Annotated in this window: 14 protein-coding genes; 12 read left to right on the top strand and 2 right to left on the bottom strand. The window is 70.6% G+C overall.

The features are described 5' to 3' along the window. The first annotated feature begins 84 nt into the window (after window positions 1–84). From HDC36_RS22895 to HDC36_RS22875, 5 genes are all read left to right on the top strand, one after another. Window positions 85–504: a hotdog fold thioesterase gene (locus HDC36_RS22895; RefSeq protein ID WP_179571152.1), complete on the top strand. Its 420-nt coding sequence runs from the start codon at window positions 85–87 to the stop codon at window positions 502–504. A gap of 76 nt (window positions 505–580) precedes the next feature. After that, window positions 581–1,375, top strand: coding sequence for a lysophospholipid acyltransferase family protein (locus HDC36_RS22890; protein WP_179571151.1), 795 nt, complete (start codon window positions 581–583; stop codon window positions 1,373–1,375). Window positions 1,376–1,446: 71 nt separating this feature from the next. Next, window positions 1,447–2,439: an alpha/beta fold hydrolase gene (locus HDC36_RS22885; protein ID WP_179571219.1), complete on the top strand. Its 993-nt coding sequence runs from the start codon at window positions 1,447–1,449 to the stop codon at window positions 2,437–2,439. Between the two features lie 244 nt (window positions 2,440–2,683). Further along, the gene (locus HDC36_RS22880) at window positions 2,684–4,756 is read left to right on the top strand and encodes a tetratricopeptide repeat protein (protein ID WP_179571150.1); all 2,073 of its coding nucleotides are present in this window, start codon (window positions 2,684–2,686) and stop codon (window positions 4,754–4,756) included. A 22-nt stretch (window positions 4,757–4,778) separates the two neighbouring features. After that, window positions 4,779–5,390: a YbhB/YbcL family Raf kinase inhibitor-like protein gene (locus HDC36_RS22875; RefSeq protein ID WP_179571149.1), complete on the top strand. Its 612-nt coding sequence runs from the start codon at window positions 4,779–4,781 to the stop codon at window positions 5,388–5,390. A 486-nt stretch (window positions 5,391–5,876) separates the two neighbouring features. Here the strand turns inward: HDC36_RS22875 and HDC36_RS22870 are convergent, their stop codons facing one another. Beyond that, window positions 5,877–6,668 carry an undecaprenyl-diphosphate phosphatase gene (locus HDC36_RS22870; protein ID WP_179571148.1) on the bottom strand — a complete coding sequence of 264 codons (792 nt, stop codon included), beginning with the start codon at window positions 6,666–6,668 and terminating at the stop codon, window positions 5,877–5,879. A 221-nt stretch (window positions 6,669–6,889) separates the two neighbouring features. Here HDC36_RS22870 and glnA point away from each other — a divergent pair, with 221 nt between their 5' ends. The 7 genes from glnA to HDC36_RS22835 all read left to right on the top strand — a co-directional run bounded on the left by glnA (window position 6,890) and on the right by HDC36_RS22835 (window position 14,841). Then, a complete protein-coding gene (glnA, locus tag HDC36_RS22865; RefSeq protein WP_003480122.1) occupies window positions 6,890–8,299 on the top strand; it encodes a type I glutamate--ammonia ligase in 1,410 nt (469 codons plus the stop codon). A 327-nt stretch (window positions 8,300–8,626) separates the two neighbouring features. After that, the gene (locus HDC36_RS22860; RefSeq protein WP_039009092.1) at window positions 8,627–8,965 is read left to right on the top strand and encodes a P-II family nitrogen regulator; all 339 of its coding nucleotides are present in this window, start codon (window positions 8,627–8,629) and stop codon (window positions 8,963–8,965) included. A gap of 19 nt (window positions 8,966–8,984) precedes the next feature. After that, window positions 8,985–10,424: an ammonium transporter gene (amt, locus tag HDC36_RS22855; protein WP_179571147.1), complete on the top strand. Its 1,440-nt coding sequence runs from the start codon at window positions 8,985–8,987 to the stop codon at window positions 10,422–10,424. A gap of 340 nt (window positions 10,425–10,764) precedes the next feature. Beyond that, window positions 10,765–11,802 (top strand): ATP-binding protein, encoded by a 1,038-nt coding sequence (locus HDC36_RS22850; RefSeq protein WP_179571146.1) that lies wholly within the window; start codon window positions 10,765–10,767, stop codon window positions 11,800–11,802. 10 nt (window positions 11,803–11,812) lie between these two features. Next, the gene (ntrC, locus tag HDC36_RS22845) at window positions 11,813–13,237 is read left to right on the top strand and encodes a nitrogen regulation protein NR(I) (RefSeq protein ID WP_179571145.1); all 1,425 of its coding nucleotides are present in this window, start codon (window positions 11,813–11,815) and stop codon (window positions 13,235–13,237) included. 302 nt (window positions 13,238–13,539) lie between these two features. After that, window positions 13,540–14,121, top strand: coding sequence for a superoxide dismutase family protein (locus tag HDC36_RS22840; RefSeq protein WP_179571144.1), 582 nt, complete (start codon window positions 13,540–13,542; stop codon window positions 14,119–14,121). A gap of 69 nt (window positions 14,122–14,190) precedes the next feature. Then, entirely contained in the window at window positions 14,191–14,841 is a 651-nt protein-coding gene (locus HDC36_RS22835) for a superoxide dismutase family protein (protein WP_179571143.1), read from the top strand. A 613-nt stretch (window positions 14,842–15,454) separates the two neighbouring features. On the opposite strand, the gene HDC36_RS22830 is transcribed toward HDC36_RS22835, so the two are convergent. Then, window positions 15,455–16,342, bottom strand: coding sequence for a hypothetical protein (locus tag HDC36_RS22830; protein ID WP_179571142.1), 888 nt, complete (start codon window positions 16,340–16,342; stop codon window positions 15,455–15,457). Between the last annotated feature and the right edge of the window lie 28 nt (window positions 16,343–16,370).

The following is a 16,370-nucleotide window of genomic DNA, read 5'->3' as shown; positions in this document are numbered from 1 at the left end:
GGCAAAAGCGGTAGTACTGTTTGAGGGAGACGCCGCTGGCGAATCCCCAATCCCGAATCCCAAATCCCTAATCCCGGACCCAACATGACCTTCCGCGACCCTGTCGATCTCGATGCCCTCAACGCCGCCGCCCGCGACACTCTGATCGCGCACCTGGGCATCGTCTTCACCGAGGCCGGGCCGGACTGGCTGCGCGCGACGATGCCGGTCGATGCGCGCACGCTGCAGCCGTACGGACTGCTGCACGGCGGCGCCTCGGTGGTGCTGGCCGAAACCCTGGGCAGCAGCGCCGGCAACCTGTGCGTGGCGCCGGACCGGATCTGCGTGGGCCTGGAGATCAACGCCAACCACTTGCGCGCGGCCCGCGCCGGCACGGTCACCGGCACCGCGCGGCCGCTGCACGTGGGCCGCGCCACCCAGGTCTGGGAGATCCGCATCGAGGACGCGGCCGGCAAGCCGGTCTGCGTGTCGCGGCTGACCCTGGCGGTGATCGCACGCAATTAGCGTGCACTCAGCCGTAACCGTCTTCATGCTGACACAATAGGGTGCTTCCCTCCCGGCTTCCGGTACCCTGACCAGAATGAGCGAGTTCTCCTCAACCGCCACGCACCACCACGGTGGGGCGCTGCGCTGGGTCCGTTACGGCTACCGCGTTCCGCTGCTGGCGTTGCACGTGTTGGTGTCGTTGCCGTTCCTGCTGGCGTGCATGGCGCTGTCGCCCGGCCGCGCCGGCGTCGAATCGTTCGGCGACCGCGTGGTGTGCTGGTGGTCGACCTGGTTGCTGCGCATCTTCGGCCTGCGCGTGCGCCGGGTCGGCACGCCGCTGCCCAATCCGGTGCTGTTCGTGGCCAACCACGTCAGCTGGATCGACATCGTGATGCTGCACAGCCAGCGCATGATGGGCTTCGTCGCCAAGCGCGAGATCGCCGGCTGGCCGCTGGTCGGCTGGCTGGCCACGCGCGGCCAGACCATCTTCCACCAGCGCGGCAACACCGAATCGCTGGGCGGGGTGCTGCAGGCGATGCTGGAACGGCTGCGCTCGGGGCGCTCGGTCGGCGTGTTCCCGGAGGGGCGCACCCGCGGCGGCCACGATGTCGGCCCGTTCCACGCGCGCATCTTCCAGGCCGCGGTGGAGGCCGAGGTGGCGGTGCAGCCGGTGGCGGTGCGCTACGGCGCCGGCGGTTCGGCGCAGACGGTCATCGCGTTCGGCCCGCACGAGAGCTTCTTCGCCAATTTCCTGCGCCTGCTGGGCGAGCCGGGCCGGGTGGCCGAGGTGCACTTCCTGGAACCGATCCGGCTGCAGGACGTGGAAGGGCGCCGGCGCATCGCCGAGATCGCGCGCGCGCGCATCGTCGCGGCGATGGCGCAACGCTGAACCATGGAACACTGCGGTCCGGGCGATTTGACCTATTGCTCCAATCGCCCGGCGCAAGCTCGCTGCCGATGATGAATGCCGCCGACTACCTCCCCCCGCGTTGGCTGCGCAACCCGCACCTGCAATCGGTGCTGGGCTCCAGCGCGCTGCGCGTGCGCCGCGGCGAACAGCTGCTCGCCGCCAGCGGCGCGACCACCACCTCGCACATCCTGGATGGCGGCGACGGCGTACGCCTGCAGGGCTGGCTGAGCGTGCCGGCCGGCGTTGCCGAGCCGCGCGGCACCGTGTTGCTGCTGCACGGTTGGGAAGGCAGCGCCGACTCCAGCTACATGCGCCTGACCGCGGCGCAACTGCTGGCGCGCGGCTACCAGGTGTTCCGGCTCAACTTCCGCGACCACGGCGGGACCCACCACCTCAACGTGGACCTGTTCCACTCCGAGCGCCTGGACGAAGTGGTCAACGCCGCCGGCGACCTGTGGCGGCGTTTTCCGGCGCCGATCCTGCTGGCCGCCGGCTATTCGCTGGGCGGCAATTTCGCGTTGCGCCTGGCGCTGCGCGCCCCCGACGCCGGCCTGCCGCTGCAGCACGTGGCGGCGGTGTGCCCGCTGCTGGATCCGGCCACCACCATGCATCGGATCGAGCATGGCCCGCAGTTCTACGACTGGTATTTCCGCCGCAAGTGGCGCGAATCGCTGCTGCGCAAGCGCGAGCTGTTCCCCGACCGGCACGGCTACGACGATGCCACCCTGGCGCTGGACATGCGCGAGTTGATGGGCTGGCTGGCGCAGCGCCATGCCGGCTTCGCCAGCCTGGATGCGTATTTCGAAAGCTATTCGATCGCCGGCGAGCGCTTGCGCAACCTGAGCGTGCCGGCCGACATCCTGATGGCCGAGGACGACCCGGTGATCCCGCTGGACGATTTCCGCAACCTGCGCCTGCCGGACCTGGCGCGGCTGGAAATCGCGCGCTGGGGCGGGCACTGCGGCTTCATCGAGAATGCGCGCGGCGACGGGTTCGCCGAGCGCTGGGTGGCCGAACGCCTGACCGACGGCCTGCCTGCCTGAGCTAGGGTCTGTCGCCGTTTGCAGGGCGGGCCGCGCCGTGCGTGGCCCTGCCGGTGGGACCTGGCAGACCGCCAGCCGGCACCGCGTCGCTTGACCCGACCGGCGTCGCGCCACGCAGCACCAACCGACGGCCTGCCAGACCCAACGCGGCCTGCGCGCGAATTGGTGACGCGTCCAGCGCGCCCAGGCGCAGGCCGGCCGGGCGCTCCCGTTACAATGCCGGTTTGCCCAGAGCCGGACCCTCATGCAAGAGCAAATTCTCGACGCCCTGCGCCGCCAGGCCAACGCCGACGCGCTGCGCATCGCCCAGGCCTGGGTGGCCGACGCCGCCGCCGACGCGCAGGCGCACCGCTGGCTGGCGCTGGCGCAGCAACAGAACGGCGACACCGCCGCTGCGCTGGTCAGCATCGACCAGGCCATCGCGCTGGCGCCGGAAGACGCCGGCCTGCACCTGCTGCGCGCCGGCATGCTGCTCAGCGCCAACGACCTGGCCCAGGCCGAGGACGCGCTGGCACGCACCGCCGCGCTGGATCCCAACCAGTTCCTGGCCTACGTGATGCGCGCCCATCTGGCGCTGGGCCGCGGCGATCTGGACGAAGTGGAGCGGCTCAGCCGCACCGCCGCGCGGCTGGATCCGGAACATCCGCAACTGTTGGGCCTGGACGGCATGCTGGCGCTGCGCCGCGGCGATGCCGACCGCGCGCTGGCGCTGCTGTCGCGCGCGAGCAAGGCGCTGCCCGACGATCCGCGCTTGCTGTACGCGCTCGGTTTCGCCTACCTGGACAAGCAGCACCTGGCATTCGCCGAGACCGCGTTCCGCCGCGTCGCCACGCTGACCCGCGGCACCAGCGCGCTGATGGCGCTGGTCGCGCAGCTGGCGTACCGCCAGGGCCGCCTCGACGACGCCATCGCCGCGCTGGACGCGGTGCTGGCCGATCCGGTCAGCGACACCGCCGGCATGCGCCGGCTGGCCGGCGAATACGCCTTGCAGGCCGGGCGCCCGGCCGATGCGCTGGAGCACCTGCGGCGCGCACTGGGCGCCGCCCCGGCCGACCGCCGCACCCTGCATGCAGCGTTGATCGCCTGGCAGCGGCTGGGGGCGGTCGAGGATGCCCGCGCCACCCTGGAAGCGGCGCTGGCCACCACCACCGATGCGCACGACCTGTGGCTGGCGCGGCTGGCGCTGGAGCCGGTCGGCGGCGCCGAGGCGCGCGCGCTGATCGCGCGCTGGCAGGCGGCGATGCCGGGCCACGTGCCGGCATTGGAAGCGCAGCTGCGGGTGCACGACATGGCCGGCGAACGCGATCAAGGCGAGGCCGTGGCGCAGCGCATCGTGGCCCTGGAGCCGGGCCGCATCAGCGGCGAGGAGCGCCTGGTCGAAGCGCTGCTGGAGCGTGGCGAGCACGACGCCGCCATCGCCCACGTGCGTGGCCTGATGCAGCGCATGCCCGAGAACGAGCAGACCACGCTGCGGCCGTGGCTGGCGGCGGTGCAGGACCGCGCCGGGCACTCGGCCGAGGCGCTGGCGACCTGGCTGGCGTTCCAGCAGGAGCAGCTGCCGCATCGCCTGCCGCTGCCGCCGCTGGGCCAGGCCACGACGGCGTGGCCGGCGTTGGCCGAGATCGATCCGCAACAGCCTGCGCGGCCGCTGTTCGTATGGGGCGCGCCGGGCAGCGGCGTGGAGCGGGTGATCGCGGTGATGGACGCGACCAGCCAGGTGCTGCGCAGCGACCGCTTCGGCGTGCAGCCGCCCACCGACGGCTTCCAGCGCTACCGCACCGTCCCCGAGCTCGACAGCGGCGAACTCGACGGCGCGGCGCTGATCGCCGAGTGGCGCGCGCAGCTGCCGGCACGCGGCATCGACGACGGCAACATCGTCGATTGGCTGCTGTGGTGGGACAACGCGCTGCTGCGCGCGCTGCGCCCGCAGCTGCCGGAAGGGCGGCTGCTGATCGCGCTGCGCGACCCGCGCGACATGCTGCTGGACTGGCTGGCCAACGGCGCCCCGGCGCCGCTCGGCCTGGCCACCCCGGAGACCGGCGCGCGCTGGCTGGCGGCGGTGCTGACCCAGGTCGCCGACTTGCACGAGCAGGACCTGTATCCGCACCGCCTGCTGCGCCTGGACGGCATCGAGGCCGATCCGGCCGGGGTGGCCGCGGCGCTGCAACAGGCCTTCGGCATTCCGTTCCCGAGCGTGCCCACGATCGGTCCGCCGCGCCTGCCGTCCGGCCACTGGCGCGCCTACGCCGCGCCGCTGGCGGCCGCGTTCGCGCTGCTCACGCCGGTGGCCGTGCGCCTCGGCTACGCCGAAACCTGATTCCCCCCACAGGAGTTTTCGCATGCGTCTTCGCAGTGACAGCATCCAGCCCGGCCAGCCGATCGCCGCGACCTACGCGATGGGCCAGGCCGACGGCTTCGCCGCCAATCGCAATCCGCACCTGGCCTGGGACGACGTCCCGGCCGGCACCGCGGCGTTCGCGCTGCTGTGCATCGATCCGGACGTACCGACCGTGGCCGAGATGGTCGGCCGCGAGGACGTGCAGATCCCGGTCGAGCAGCCACGCACCAATTTCGTGCATTGGGCTGCCGTTGATCTTCCGGCCGACCTGCGCGAGATCGCCGAAGGCAGCGCCAGCGACGGCGTCGTGGCCAAGGGCAAGCGGCAACCGCCCGGCCTGCCTGGCGCGCGGCAGGGTTTGAACAGCTATACCGACTGGTTCGCCGGCGACGCGCAGATGGGCGGCGACTACTACGGCTACGACGGCCCGTACCCGCCGGCCAACGACCTGCGCCTGCACCGCTACTTCTTCCGCCTGTTCGCGCTGGACGTGGCTACGCTGGACCTGCCGGCGCGCTTCACCGCCGCCGACGCGCTGCGCGCGATGCAAGGCCATGTGCTGGCCGAGGCCAGCCTCCATGGCACGTACAGCCTGAATCCCAAGCTTGCCTGAAGCCCCTTTCCCGTCGGGGAGAGGGGTTGAGGTGAGGGTCCGGCGCGAAGCGTCTCGCGGAGTTGGGGTGCGCGAGGCTGCGCCCGTACCCTCATCCGGCCCTGCGGGCCACCTTCCCCCGATGGCAGAAGGGAGCAGCCGCTAGCCCCTCTCCCGTCGGGAGAGGGGTTGGGGTGAGGGTACGGCGCGAAAGCGACTCGCGGAGTTGGGTGCGCGAGGCTGCGCCCGTACCCTCATCCGGCCCTGCGGGCCACCTTCTCCCGATGGGAGAAGGGAACAACCGCTAGCCCCTCTCCCGTCGGGAGAGGGGTTGGGGTGAGGGTCCGGCGCGAAAGCGACTCGCGGAGTTGGGTGAGCGAGGCTTCGCCCGTACCCTCATCCGGCCCTGCGGGGCACCTTCTCCCGACGGGAGAAGGAACAGCCGCTAGCCCCTCTCCCCTCGGGAGAGGGGTTGGGGTGAGGGTCCGGCCGCCAGCCAACCAGCCCTCAGGCCGCCGGCAGCCACAGCAGCAGCGCCGCACCGAGCACGATGCGGTACACCGCGAACGCAGTGAAGCGGTGCGACTTGATGTAGCCCAGCAGCCACTTCACCACGATGAAGCCGGTCACCACCGCGGCGGCGAAGGCGACGGCCACGTCGCCCCAATCCTCGCTGCCCACCGCGCCGTTCTTGTACAGCTCCAGGAACGAATAGCCGCTGGCCGCGAACATGGTCGGGATGCCGACCAGGAACGCGAAATCGGCCGCGGCCGAGCGCTTGCTCAGGCCCAGCAGCATCGCCAGGAAGATCGTCGCGGCCGAGCGCGAGGTGCCGGGAAACACGCCGGCCACCACCTGCGCCAGGCCCACCGCGATGGCCACCTTCCAGGTCACCAGCTCGCGCTCGGGCATGCGCGCGGCGAAATGCTCGGCCACCAGCATCCACACGCCGCCGATCACCAAGGCCCAGGCCACCGGCTGCACCGTTTCCGGCAGCTGCCAGCCGGCCTTGCGCACCGCCAGGCCGACCACCGCGGTGACCAGGAACGCGGTGCCCAGCTTGAGCACGTAGTCGCGGTTGGCGCGGTCGCCCAGCCCGGTGGCCAGCGTCCATAGCTTCTGCCGGAACACCAGGGTGGTGGCCAGGATCGCGCCGGCCTGGATCACGATGTTGAAGAAGTCCGAGCGGCGGCCGAGCCATTGCTCGGCGATCAGCAGGTGGCCGGTGCTGGAGACCGGCAGGAATTCGGTCAGGCCTTCGAGGATGCCCAGCAGCAGGGCGGAGAACATGTCGCTCATGGGGGGAGGGTTCGGCTTGTGGGGAGGAAAGCCGGGCAAGGATAAAACATTGCCTCGAGCACCATTTTGGTGCTCTCAATCGCTATCGAACTATTTTGGTGCATGGATTTCGCCCCGTTGGCGTGCTCCCTTCACCAAAATCAAGGACTTGTGAACCGGTCACAGTTGGCACGGCGATTGCTGTTACTGGGCAAGTCATTCACCAACCCGAGGTTTCATCGATGTCTGCGGAAAATATTGAGAAGCTGGTCAAGGACAACAAGGTCGAGTTCGTCGACCTGCGGTTCGTCGATATGCGCGGCGTGCAGCAGCACGTGACCTTCCCCGTGAGCATCATCGAGCCGGCGCTGTTCGAAGAGGGCAAGATGTTCGACGGCAGCTCGATCTCGGGTTGGAAGGGCATCAACGAGTCGGACATGGTCCTGCTGCCCGACGCCGACACCGCGTTCATCGATCCGTTCATGGCCGACCCGACCCTGGTCCTGACCTGCGACATCCTCGATCCGGCCACCATGCAGAGCTACGACCGCGACCCGCGCGGCGTGGCCAAGCGCGCCGAGGCCTACCTGAAGTCCAGCGGCATCGCCGACCAGGCGTTCTTCGGCCCGGAGCCGGAATTCTTCATCTTCGACGGCGTGCGCTTCGGCAACGAGATGGGCCACACCTTCTTCAAGATCGATTCGGAAGAAGCGGCGTGGAGCAGCGGCAGCAAGATCGAAGGCGGCAACAGCGGCTACCGTCCGGCGGTCAAGGGCGGCTACTTCCCGGTGCCGCCGACCGACTCGCTGCAGGACCTGCGCGCTGAAATGTGCAAGACCCTGGAGCAGGTCGGCATCGAGGTCGAGGTGCACCACCACGAAGTGGCCACCGCCGGCCAGTGCGAGATCGGCACCAAGTTCAACTCGCTGGTGAAGAAGGCCGACGAGCTGATGATGATGAAGTACATCATCAAGAACGTCGCCTACCGCAACGGCAAGACCGCGACCTTCATGCCCAAGCCGATCGTCGGCGACAACGGCTCGGGCATGCACGTGCACCAGTCGCTGGCCAAGGGCGGCACCAACCTGTTCTCCGGCGACGGCTACGGCGGCCTGTCGCAGATGGCGCTGTGGTACATCGGCGGCATCTTCAAGCACGCCAAGGCGATCAACGCCTTCACCAACTCCGGTACCAACAGCTACAAGCGCCTGGTCCCGGGCTTCGAGGCGCCGGTGATGCTGGCCTACTCGGCGCGCAACCGCTCGGCCTCGTGCCGCATTCCGTGGGTGTCCAACCCGAAGGCGCGCCGCATCGAGATCCGTTTCCCGGATCCGCTGCAGTCCGGCTACCTGACCTTCGCCGCGCTGATGATGGCCGGCCTGGACGGCATCAAGAACCAGATCGACCCGGGCGCGCCCAGCGACAAGGACCTGTACGACCTGCCGCCGGAAGAAGAGAAGAAGATCCCGCAGGTGTGCTCCAGCCTCGACCAGGCGCTGGAAGCGCTCGACGCCGACCGCGAGTTCCTCAAGGCCGGCGGCGTGTTCAGCGACGACTTCATCGACGGCTACATCGCGCTGAAGATGCAGGAAGTGACCAAGTTCCGCGCCGCAACGCACCCGCTGGAATACCAGCTGTACTACGCCAACTGAGTTCCACGCGCGGCGATGGCGAAGGTTACCCCTCCCTCCTTCGTCATCGCCGCCACCTACTCGGCTGGGGAGCCGTGCCGGTGGTCCGCGCCCGAATCAGTCGCAACAGCCGGTTTTCCAGGGGATGCACCACGAAAGACAGCGCTTGCGTGCCGTGGGCCACGCTCCCTCCCACGTCGCCGTTGCCGTCGCACTGCCGTGCGCCGCGCCACGGCGTGATCCGCGGGACGCACCGCGCAGCAGGACGGCGCCGTTCGCGGCGCCGATGACATGCAAACCGCCGGCCGGCGTTCGGCGGCCGGCTCCTTCCACCAACGGGGTATGCGCATGAAACTGATCACCGCCATCATCCGGCCATTCAAGCTCGACGAGGTCCGCGAGGCCTTGTCGCAGGCAGGCGTGTCCGGCATCACCGTCACCGAGGTCAAGGGCTTCGGCCGGCAGAAAGGCCACACCGAGCTGTACCGCGGTGCCGAGTACGTCGTCGACTTCCTGCCCAAGATCAAGATCGAGACCGTGGTGACCGACGAGCGTCTGGAGGCCGTGGTCGAGGCGATCCAGACCGCGGCCGGGACCGGCAAGATCGGCGACGGCAAGATCTTCGTCACCGCGATCGAACAGGTCATCCGGATCCGCACCGGCGAGATCGGCGCAGATGCGCTCTAACCCCACCCTGGAGCCCCTCATGAAGACAGGTCTTTTCTCCGGGTGGAAGGCCCGGTTCTACGCGGTATGCATGCTGATGCTGGTCAGCGCGATGGCGATGGGCGTGCCGGGCACGGCCTTCGCCCAGGCCGAAGTGACCCCGGCGCCGACGCCGGACGTGGTCACCGAACAACTGACGCCGCCGGCGCCGCCGGCCGCCGCCGCCGCGCCCGAAGCCGCCGCGCCGGTGGTGGACAAGGGCGACGTCGCCTGGATGCTGACCTCCACGCTGCTGGTGCTGCTGATGGTGGTGCCGGGGCTGGCGCTGTTCTACGGCGGCATGGTGCGCTCCAAGAACGTGCTGTCGGTACTGATCCAGGTCGGCGTGGTGTTCTCGCTGATCGCGGTCCTGTGGGTGCTGTACGGCTACAGCCTGGCCTTCGCCGATGGCGGCCCGTTCGTCGGCACGCTCAACAAGGCGCTGCTGCACGGCGTGGATACCACCACGCTGGCCGATACCTTCTCCAAGGGCTTCAAACTGCCGGAATACGTGTTCGTCGCCTTCCAGCTGACCTTCGCCGGCATCACCGGCGCGCTGATCGTCGGCGCCTTCGCCGAGCGCGTGAAGTTCGCCGCGGTGCTGCTGTTCGTCGTCATCTGGTTCACCTTCGGCTACCTGCCGCTGGCGCACATGGTGTGGGCGGCGCCGGGCTTCCTGTTCACCAAGGGCGCGCTGGACTTCGCCGGCGGCACCGTGGTGCACATCAATGCCGGTATAGCCGGCCTGGTCGGTTCCTACTTCGTCGGCAAGCGCCTGGGCTTCGGCCAGACCGCGCTCAAGCCGCACAACGTGACCCTGACCTTCGTCGGCGCCTCGCTGCTGTGGGTGGGCTGGTTCGGCTTCAACGCCGGTTCGGCGCTGGAAGCCAACGCCACTGCGGCACTGGCCTTCCTCAACACGCTGCTGGCCACCGCCGCCGCGGTGCTGGCCTGGTCGCTGGTCGAGAAGCTGGTCAAGGGCAAGTCCTCGGCGCTGGGCGTGGCCTCGGGCATGGTCGCCGGCCTGGTCGGCATCACCCCGGCTGCCGGCACCGTCGGCCCGTTCGGCGCGATCGCCATCGGCGTGGCCGCCGGCGCGATCTGCGTGTGGGGCGTGACCGGGCTGAAGAAGCTGCTCAACGCCGACGACACGCTGGACGTGTTCGGCGTGCACGGCGTCGGCGGCATCGTCGGTGCGATCCTGACCGGCGTGTTCACCGACAAGGCCCTGGGCGGCGCCGGCTATGCCGAAGGCGTGACCATGGGCCATCAGGTGCTGGTGCAGGCCACCGGCGTCGGCGTGACCGTGGTCTGGATCGGCGTGGTCTCGGTGGTCGGCTTCCTGGTCGCCAAGCTGGTGTTCGGCCTGCGGGTGTCGGAAGAAGCCGAGCGCGAGGGTCTGGACATCACCTCGCACGGCGAAGCCGCGTACGAGTCCTGAGCAAGACCGGCCCGCGACCTCGCGTCGCGGGCCGCTGCGGCAATCCCGCCTGCGGCCGGTATGCGCCGGTCCTGGCGGTCAGTGGCCATCGCCGGCGCTCCATGGGGCGGAACGACGGCAGTTTTCTTAGCGATCTGAGGTATTCCCGCGTGGCCGCTAGCCTCGCCCGACCCCCACTCATTGGTTCCCCCGTTGCCCGCGGCGCCTCGTGCCCGCCGGCCGCGGTGGCTGCGACAGGCCGCGCCTCGGTGCCGGCCGACGTTGCCGGCAGGTTCCGGCAAATGGCCCGCCCGGCCAGGCGTTCAGCGCCTTCCGGCAGCCTTTGCACTACATTGGTGCAATGCAGATGACGTCGCCTCCGCCCCCGCTCGACGCGCTCGGCACCCCGGTGGTTTGGGCCGATGCCGACGGCCGCCTGCTCGGCGCCAATCCGGCCTTCGCGCGCTGGCTGGGCGTGAGCGTGCGGCGCCTGCTCGACCAGCCGCTGGCCTCGCTGGAAGTGCAGGGCGACGCGCTGGCGCGGTTCCTGCTCAACGACGAGCGCGACGTGCTGCGCCTGCACCGCATGGCCCTGGCCATTCCCGGCGAGACCCCGCGCTTCGCCGAGGGCTGGCTGTCGCGGATGGACAATGGCGGCTGGCTGCTGGAAGCGCATCCGGTCGACGAATTCCCCACCCCGGATCCGGCCCAGGCGTTGCCCAACGCGCTCGGCGCGGCGTTGAAGGGGCTGGCCCACGAACTGCGCAATCCGCTGGCCGGACTCAAGGGCGCAGCGCAGCTGCTGGCGCGGCGCGCGCAGCATCGCGACGAGGACGAGCGCGAGCTGATCGACCTGATCGGCGCGGAGATCGAGCGCCTCAACAGCCTGCTCGACCAGTTGCTGTCGCCGGCGCCGGCGCGGCCGCACGCCATGCTCAACATCCACGCGGTGCTGGAACGGGTGCTGCGCCTGGCCGAGAACGAAGGCGGCTGGTCGGTGCGCTTGCAGCGCGACTACGACCCCAGCATTCCCGAATTCCTCGGCGACGCCGACCGCCTGACCCAGGCGGTGTGGAACCTGGTCCGCAACGCGATCCAGGCCGGCGCCGCGCAGGTGACCCTGCGCACCCGCGTCGAGCACGCCCAGCGCATCCGCGACCGCGTGCATGCGCGCGGCGTGCGCCTGGAGATCGTCGACGACGGCCGTGGCGTGCCGGAGGAACTGGCCGAGCACCTGTTCCTGCCGCTGGTCAGCGGCCGCGCCGAAGGCAGCGGCCTGGGCCTGGCGCTGGCGCAGCAGGTGGCGCGCGAGCACGCCGGTTCGCTGACCTTCCGCTCCCGCCCCGGGCATACCGTTTTCACCCTGCTGCTGCCGCAGGCCGCAGCGGACCCCGAATAGGAGCATTCCGATGACCGAATCCCTGGAAGGATCGCAACGCATCTGGGTGGTCGACGACGACCGCTCGGTCCGCTTCGTGCTGTCCACCGCCTTGCGCGACGCCGGCTACAGCGTGGACGGCTTCGACAGCGCCGCCTCGGCGTTGCAGGCGCTGGCGCAGCGTCCGCTGCCGGACCTGCTGTTCACCGACGTGCGCATGCCCGGCGACGACGGCCTGGTGCTGCTGGACAAGCTCAAGGCCGCGCATCCGCAACTGCCGGTGATCGTGATGTCCGCCTACACCGACGTGGCCAGCACCGCCGGCGCGTTCCGCGGCGGCGCGCACGAATTCCTGTCCAAGCCGTTCGACCTGGACGACGCGGTGGCGCTGGCCGCGCGCGCGCTGCCGGAGGCCGGCGGCGTCGCCGAGGTCGCGCTGCCGGTGTCCAGCCAGGGCAGCGCCGAACTGATCGGCGATACCCCGGCGATGCGCGCGCTGTTCCGCGCCATCGGCCGCCTGGCGCAGGCGCCGCTGTCGGTGCTGATCAACGGCGAAACCGGCACCGGCAAGGAACTGGTCGCGCACGCGCTGCACACCGAGTCGCCGCGCGCGCGCAAGCCGTTCGTCGCGCTCAACACCGCGGCGATCCCGGCCGAGCTGCTGGAAAGCGAACTGTTCGGCCACGAGGCCGGCGCCTTCACCGGCGCGCAGCGGCGCCACATCGGCCGCTTCGAACAGGCCGACGGCGGCACCCTGTTCCTGGACGAGATCGGCGACATGCCGCTGCCGCTGCAGACCCGGCTGCTGCGCGTGCTGGCCGAGAACGAATTCTTCCGCGTCGGCGGCCGCGAACTGATCCGGGTCGACGTGCGGGTGATCGCCGCGACCCACCAGGACCTGGAGGCGCTGGTCGAACAGGGCCGCTTCCGCGCCGACCTGCTGCATCGGCTGGACGTGGTGCGGCTGCAGCTGCCGCCGCTGCGCGAGCGCCGTGCCGACGTGCCGCAGCTGGCCGAGAACTTCCTGGCGATGGCCGCGCGCAAGCTCGACACCCCGCCCAAACGGCTGTCGCCGGCGGCGCTGGACGCGTTGCGCGGCTACGCCTGGCCGGGCAACGTGCGCGAACTGGAGAACGTGTGCTGGCGGCTGGCCGCGCTGGCGCCGGCCGAGGTCATCGACGCGCACGACGTGGACGGCGCGCTGCTGCGCGGCAGCCGCCGCGAGCGCAGCGGCGAGGGCGGCGAATGGGATGCGCAGTTGTCGGCCTGGGCGCAGCAGCGCCTGACCGACGGCGCCGAGGGCCTGCACGCGGAAGCGCGCGACCGTTTCGACAAAGCGCTGCTGGAAGTGGCGCTGCGCTTCACCCAGGGCCGCCGTGCCGAAGCCGCCGCGCGCCTGGGCGTGGGCCGCAACACGGTCACCCGCAAGCTCGGCCCGGGCCGGCGCCGGCGCTGAGTGCGGCCGGGACCCGGGACTCGGGACCGGGGACCCGGAAAGCAACGGGCCTTGTCTGATTTCTCCGCAGACTTCGTAAGCAACCGCTGCGACGCTCTGCCGATTCCCGATTCCCGATTCCCGATTCCCGAATCCCGAATCCCGAATCCCGATTCCCGAATCCCGAATCCCGAATCCCGAATCCCGAATCCCGAATCCCGAACCGGCGCGCAGCGCCGGTTTAGACTTGCCCGCCGGGCGCAGCCTTCATGAGCTGTGAACGGCCACCTCTCTAGTTTTCGCTGCACAAGGAGCCAATGCCGATGCGTTACAGCTTGCATGCCATCGTGGGAAGCGCGTTGCTGATACTGGCCGGCTGCAGCAGTGCGCCGCCGGTAGCGCCGCCGCCGCCGCCGCCGAAAGCGCCGCCGATGCCCACCAGTGGCACCGCACAGCAGGCGCAGGCGGTGCTCGCCCCGGCCTCCGGCAGCCTGGTCAGCGGCAAGCTGTCGCTGGTCGCCGCGCCCGGTGGCGTGCGCATCACCGGCACCCTCGGCGGCCTGCAGCCCAACCGCGCGTTCGCGTTCCACGTGCACGAGCGCGGCGATTGCAGTGCGGCCGACGCCAGCAGCGCCGGCGGCCACTTCAATCCGCTCGGCGGTCCGCATGGCCGGGCCGGCAGCGGTCCGCACCATGCCGGCGACATGGACAACCTCAGCGCCAACGCCGACGGCGTCGCCCAAGTGGATGTGCTGTTGCACGGCGTGGTGCTCGGCGGCGGCGCGGCCAACGACATCGCCGGCCGCGCGCTGGTCGCGCATGCCGATGCCGACGACTACCGCAGCCAGCCGGCCGGCAACGCCGGCGCGCGCGTGGCCTGCGGCGTGATCCGCGTGTTGCGCTAACCGATCATCCGCCCGGAGCGTGCTCCGCGGCGAACGTCCGCATTCCGCGGCCCCTCAAGGAGAACCACCATGCGTACGCTTCCCACCGTCCTGTTCCTGGCCACCACCCTCGCGCTCGGCGCCTGCAAGCGCGAAGCGCCTGCCGCTGCCGACGCCCCCGCTGCGGCCGCGACGCCCGCCGCCACCCCGGCACCGGCCGCAGAACCCGCGCCCGCCGCCACGCCCGCCCAGGCCGCCGCCAGCGCCGCACTGAGCCCGACCCAGGGCAACCAGGTCGCCGGCGAGGTCAAGTTCGACACGGTCGATGGCGTCGTGCACGTCACCGGCACCATCACCGGGCTCAAGCCCAACAGCGAGCACGGCTTCCACATCCACGAGTTCGGCGATTGCAGCGCGCCCGACGGCAGCAGCGCCGGCGGCCACTTCAACCCGGCCAAGTCCGAACACGGCCAGGTCAGCGCCGACCCGCACCACGGCGGCGACATGCCGAACCTGAAGGCCGACGCCGACGGCAAGGCCACGATCGACGCGCCGGTATCCAACAACGTCAACATCGGCAAGGGCGACGGCTTCGACATCCTCAACCATGCGGTGATCGTCCACGCCGACGCGGACGACTACAAGACCCAGCCCACCGGCAACGCCGGCGGCCGCCTGGCCTGCGGCGTGATCAAGGGCAACGCGACCGCGGCCGCCCCGGCGGCACCTTCCGCGCAGTAAGCGGCAGGTCGTCGTACGCCGATGCAAGCGCGCCGCCGGTGGCTTCGGGCCACCGGCGGCGACGCGCTCTGACGTCGGCAAATCCGCCGACTTTGGAGCCGCCAGTCGGGATTGAAACCGCTTCTACAGCCCTGGTGCAGGCCGCCAGAGCCTGCCTGTGCAGGAAATGCGTCCGCTTGTGTAGGAGCGTCTTCAGCCGCGACCACCGAAGTGGGGAAGTTGGCCGGCTTCGGCAGCAGTCGGGACTGAAGTCCCTCCCACGGTGCACCCAGCCAGCGCGACGAACTCCTGTGTGGGAGCGACTTCAGCCGCGACGAGCGAAGCCGGGAAGTCGGCTGGCTTCGGTGCCTATCTGGGTCGATGGCGCGAGGCGGGATCTGCCGGGAGGCTGCCGGCTTCGGCACAGGTGGGGTTGAAACCCCATCTACAGAGCGCTCAGCGCCCAGCCGCCACTCCTGTGGGAGCGACTTCAGTCGCGACGCACGAAGCGATGGACGCAGGCGGCGTTGCACAGCCTCGGCGCCGACGCGCTAATCGCAGGACCACGCGGCCAGAGCGCCGCAAGTTCGCTTGCGCGCCTCAGTCGCCGTGCCACCCCACGATCAAACCCGATTCACGCCGCCAGCAACGCCTGCCGCGCGTCCTCGCCGGCCTCGCAATGCACGTACAGCACCGGCATGCCGTGCGCTTCCAGCACCGCGGCCAGCTGCCGCTGCCGGGCCAGGTAGTGTTCGTAGACCCGCTGCAGGCGCTCGCAGTCCTGGCGGTCGTGGGCGTAGTGCGCGCACCAGCTGGCCGGGTCGAACAAGGCCATGCGTACTTCGCCGCCGCGGTAGCGCAGCAGCGGCTCGGGCGGGCTGGCCAGCCATTCCTCCTGGTCCGGCGCGAGCAACGCGGTCTCGATCAGCGGCCACAGCGGCGCCAGGCCCTGGTTGTCGTACTGCATCGACATCATCGCGGCCAGGTCGTTGACCGTCAGATAGCGTGCGTGCTCGATCTGCGCGCCGAACGCCTGCTGCGCCAGCAGTGCGGTGTCCGGCTGCGCCATGCCCTGTGCCAGCAACACCTCTTCCAGCGCCTCGGCGACCGGTTGCAGCGTCTCGGCCGGGCCGCTGAGCAGGAACGGCACCACCCGCAGCGCGCCGCCGAGCAGGGCGGTGTCGGCCTGGAACGGCAGCGGCACGGCGCCGTCGGCATCGGCGCCGAACGCCAGCAGGCGCGGGCCGGCGTCGCGGCCGGGCGCGCGCGCGCGCAGTTCGTCCAGGCGGCGGTGCATCGGCCAGCCCGGGCGCAGCACCTCGGCGGGGTCGAAATGCGCGCCGGCCAGGCTTAATTCCAGCTCGCGCACCGCCGGCACCAGTTGCGCCAGGTCGCGGCCGACCTTCTCGGCCAGCTCCGCGGCCAGGGCGTGCGGCAGCGCCGCGTGGGCCGGGGCGAGCCCGGCGGACAGTTCCAGGGCGATCACGCCGCGGGCATTCATGCTGGCAATGGCTTGGCTCATGGCTTGGCGGTTGGCCCGTCGCGGGCGC

This window comes from Xanthomonas sp. JAI131, from assembly GCF_013410075.1.
GTDB lineage: Bacteria > Pseudomonadota > Gammaproteobacteria > Xanthomonadales > Xanthomonadaceae > Xanthomonas_A > Xanthomonas_A bonasiae.
This window is presented reverse-complemented; position numbering and strand designations above follow the sequence as displayed.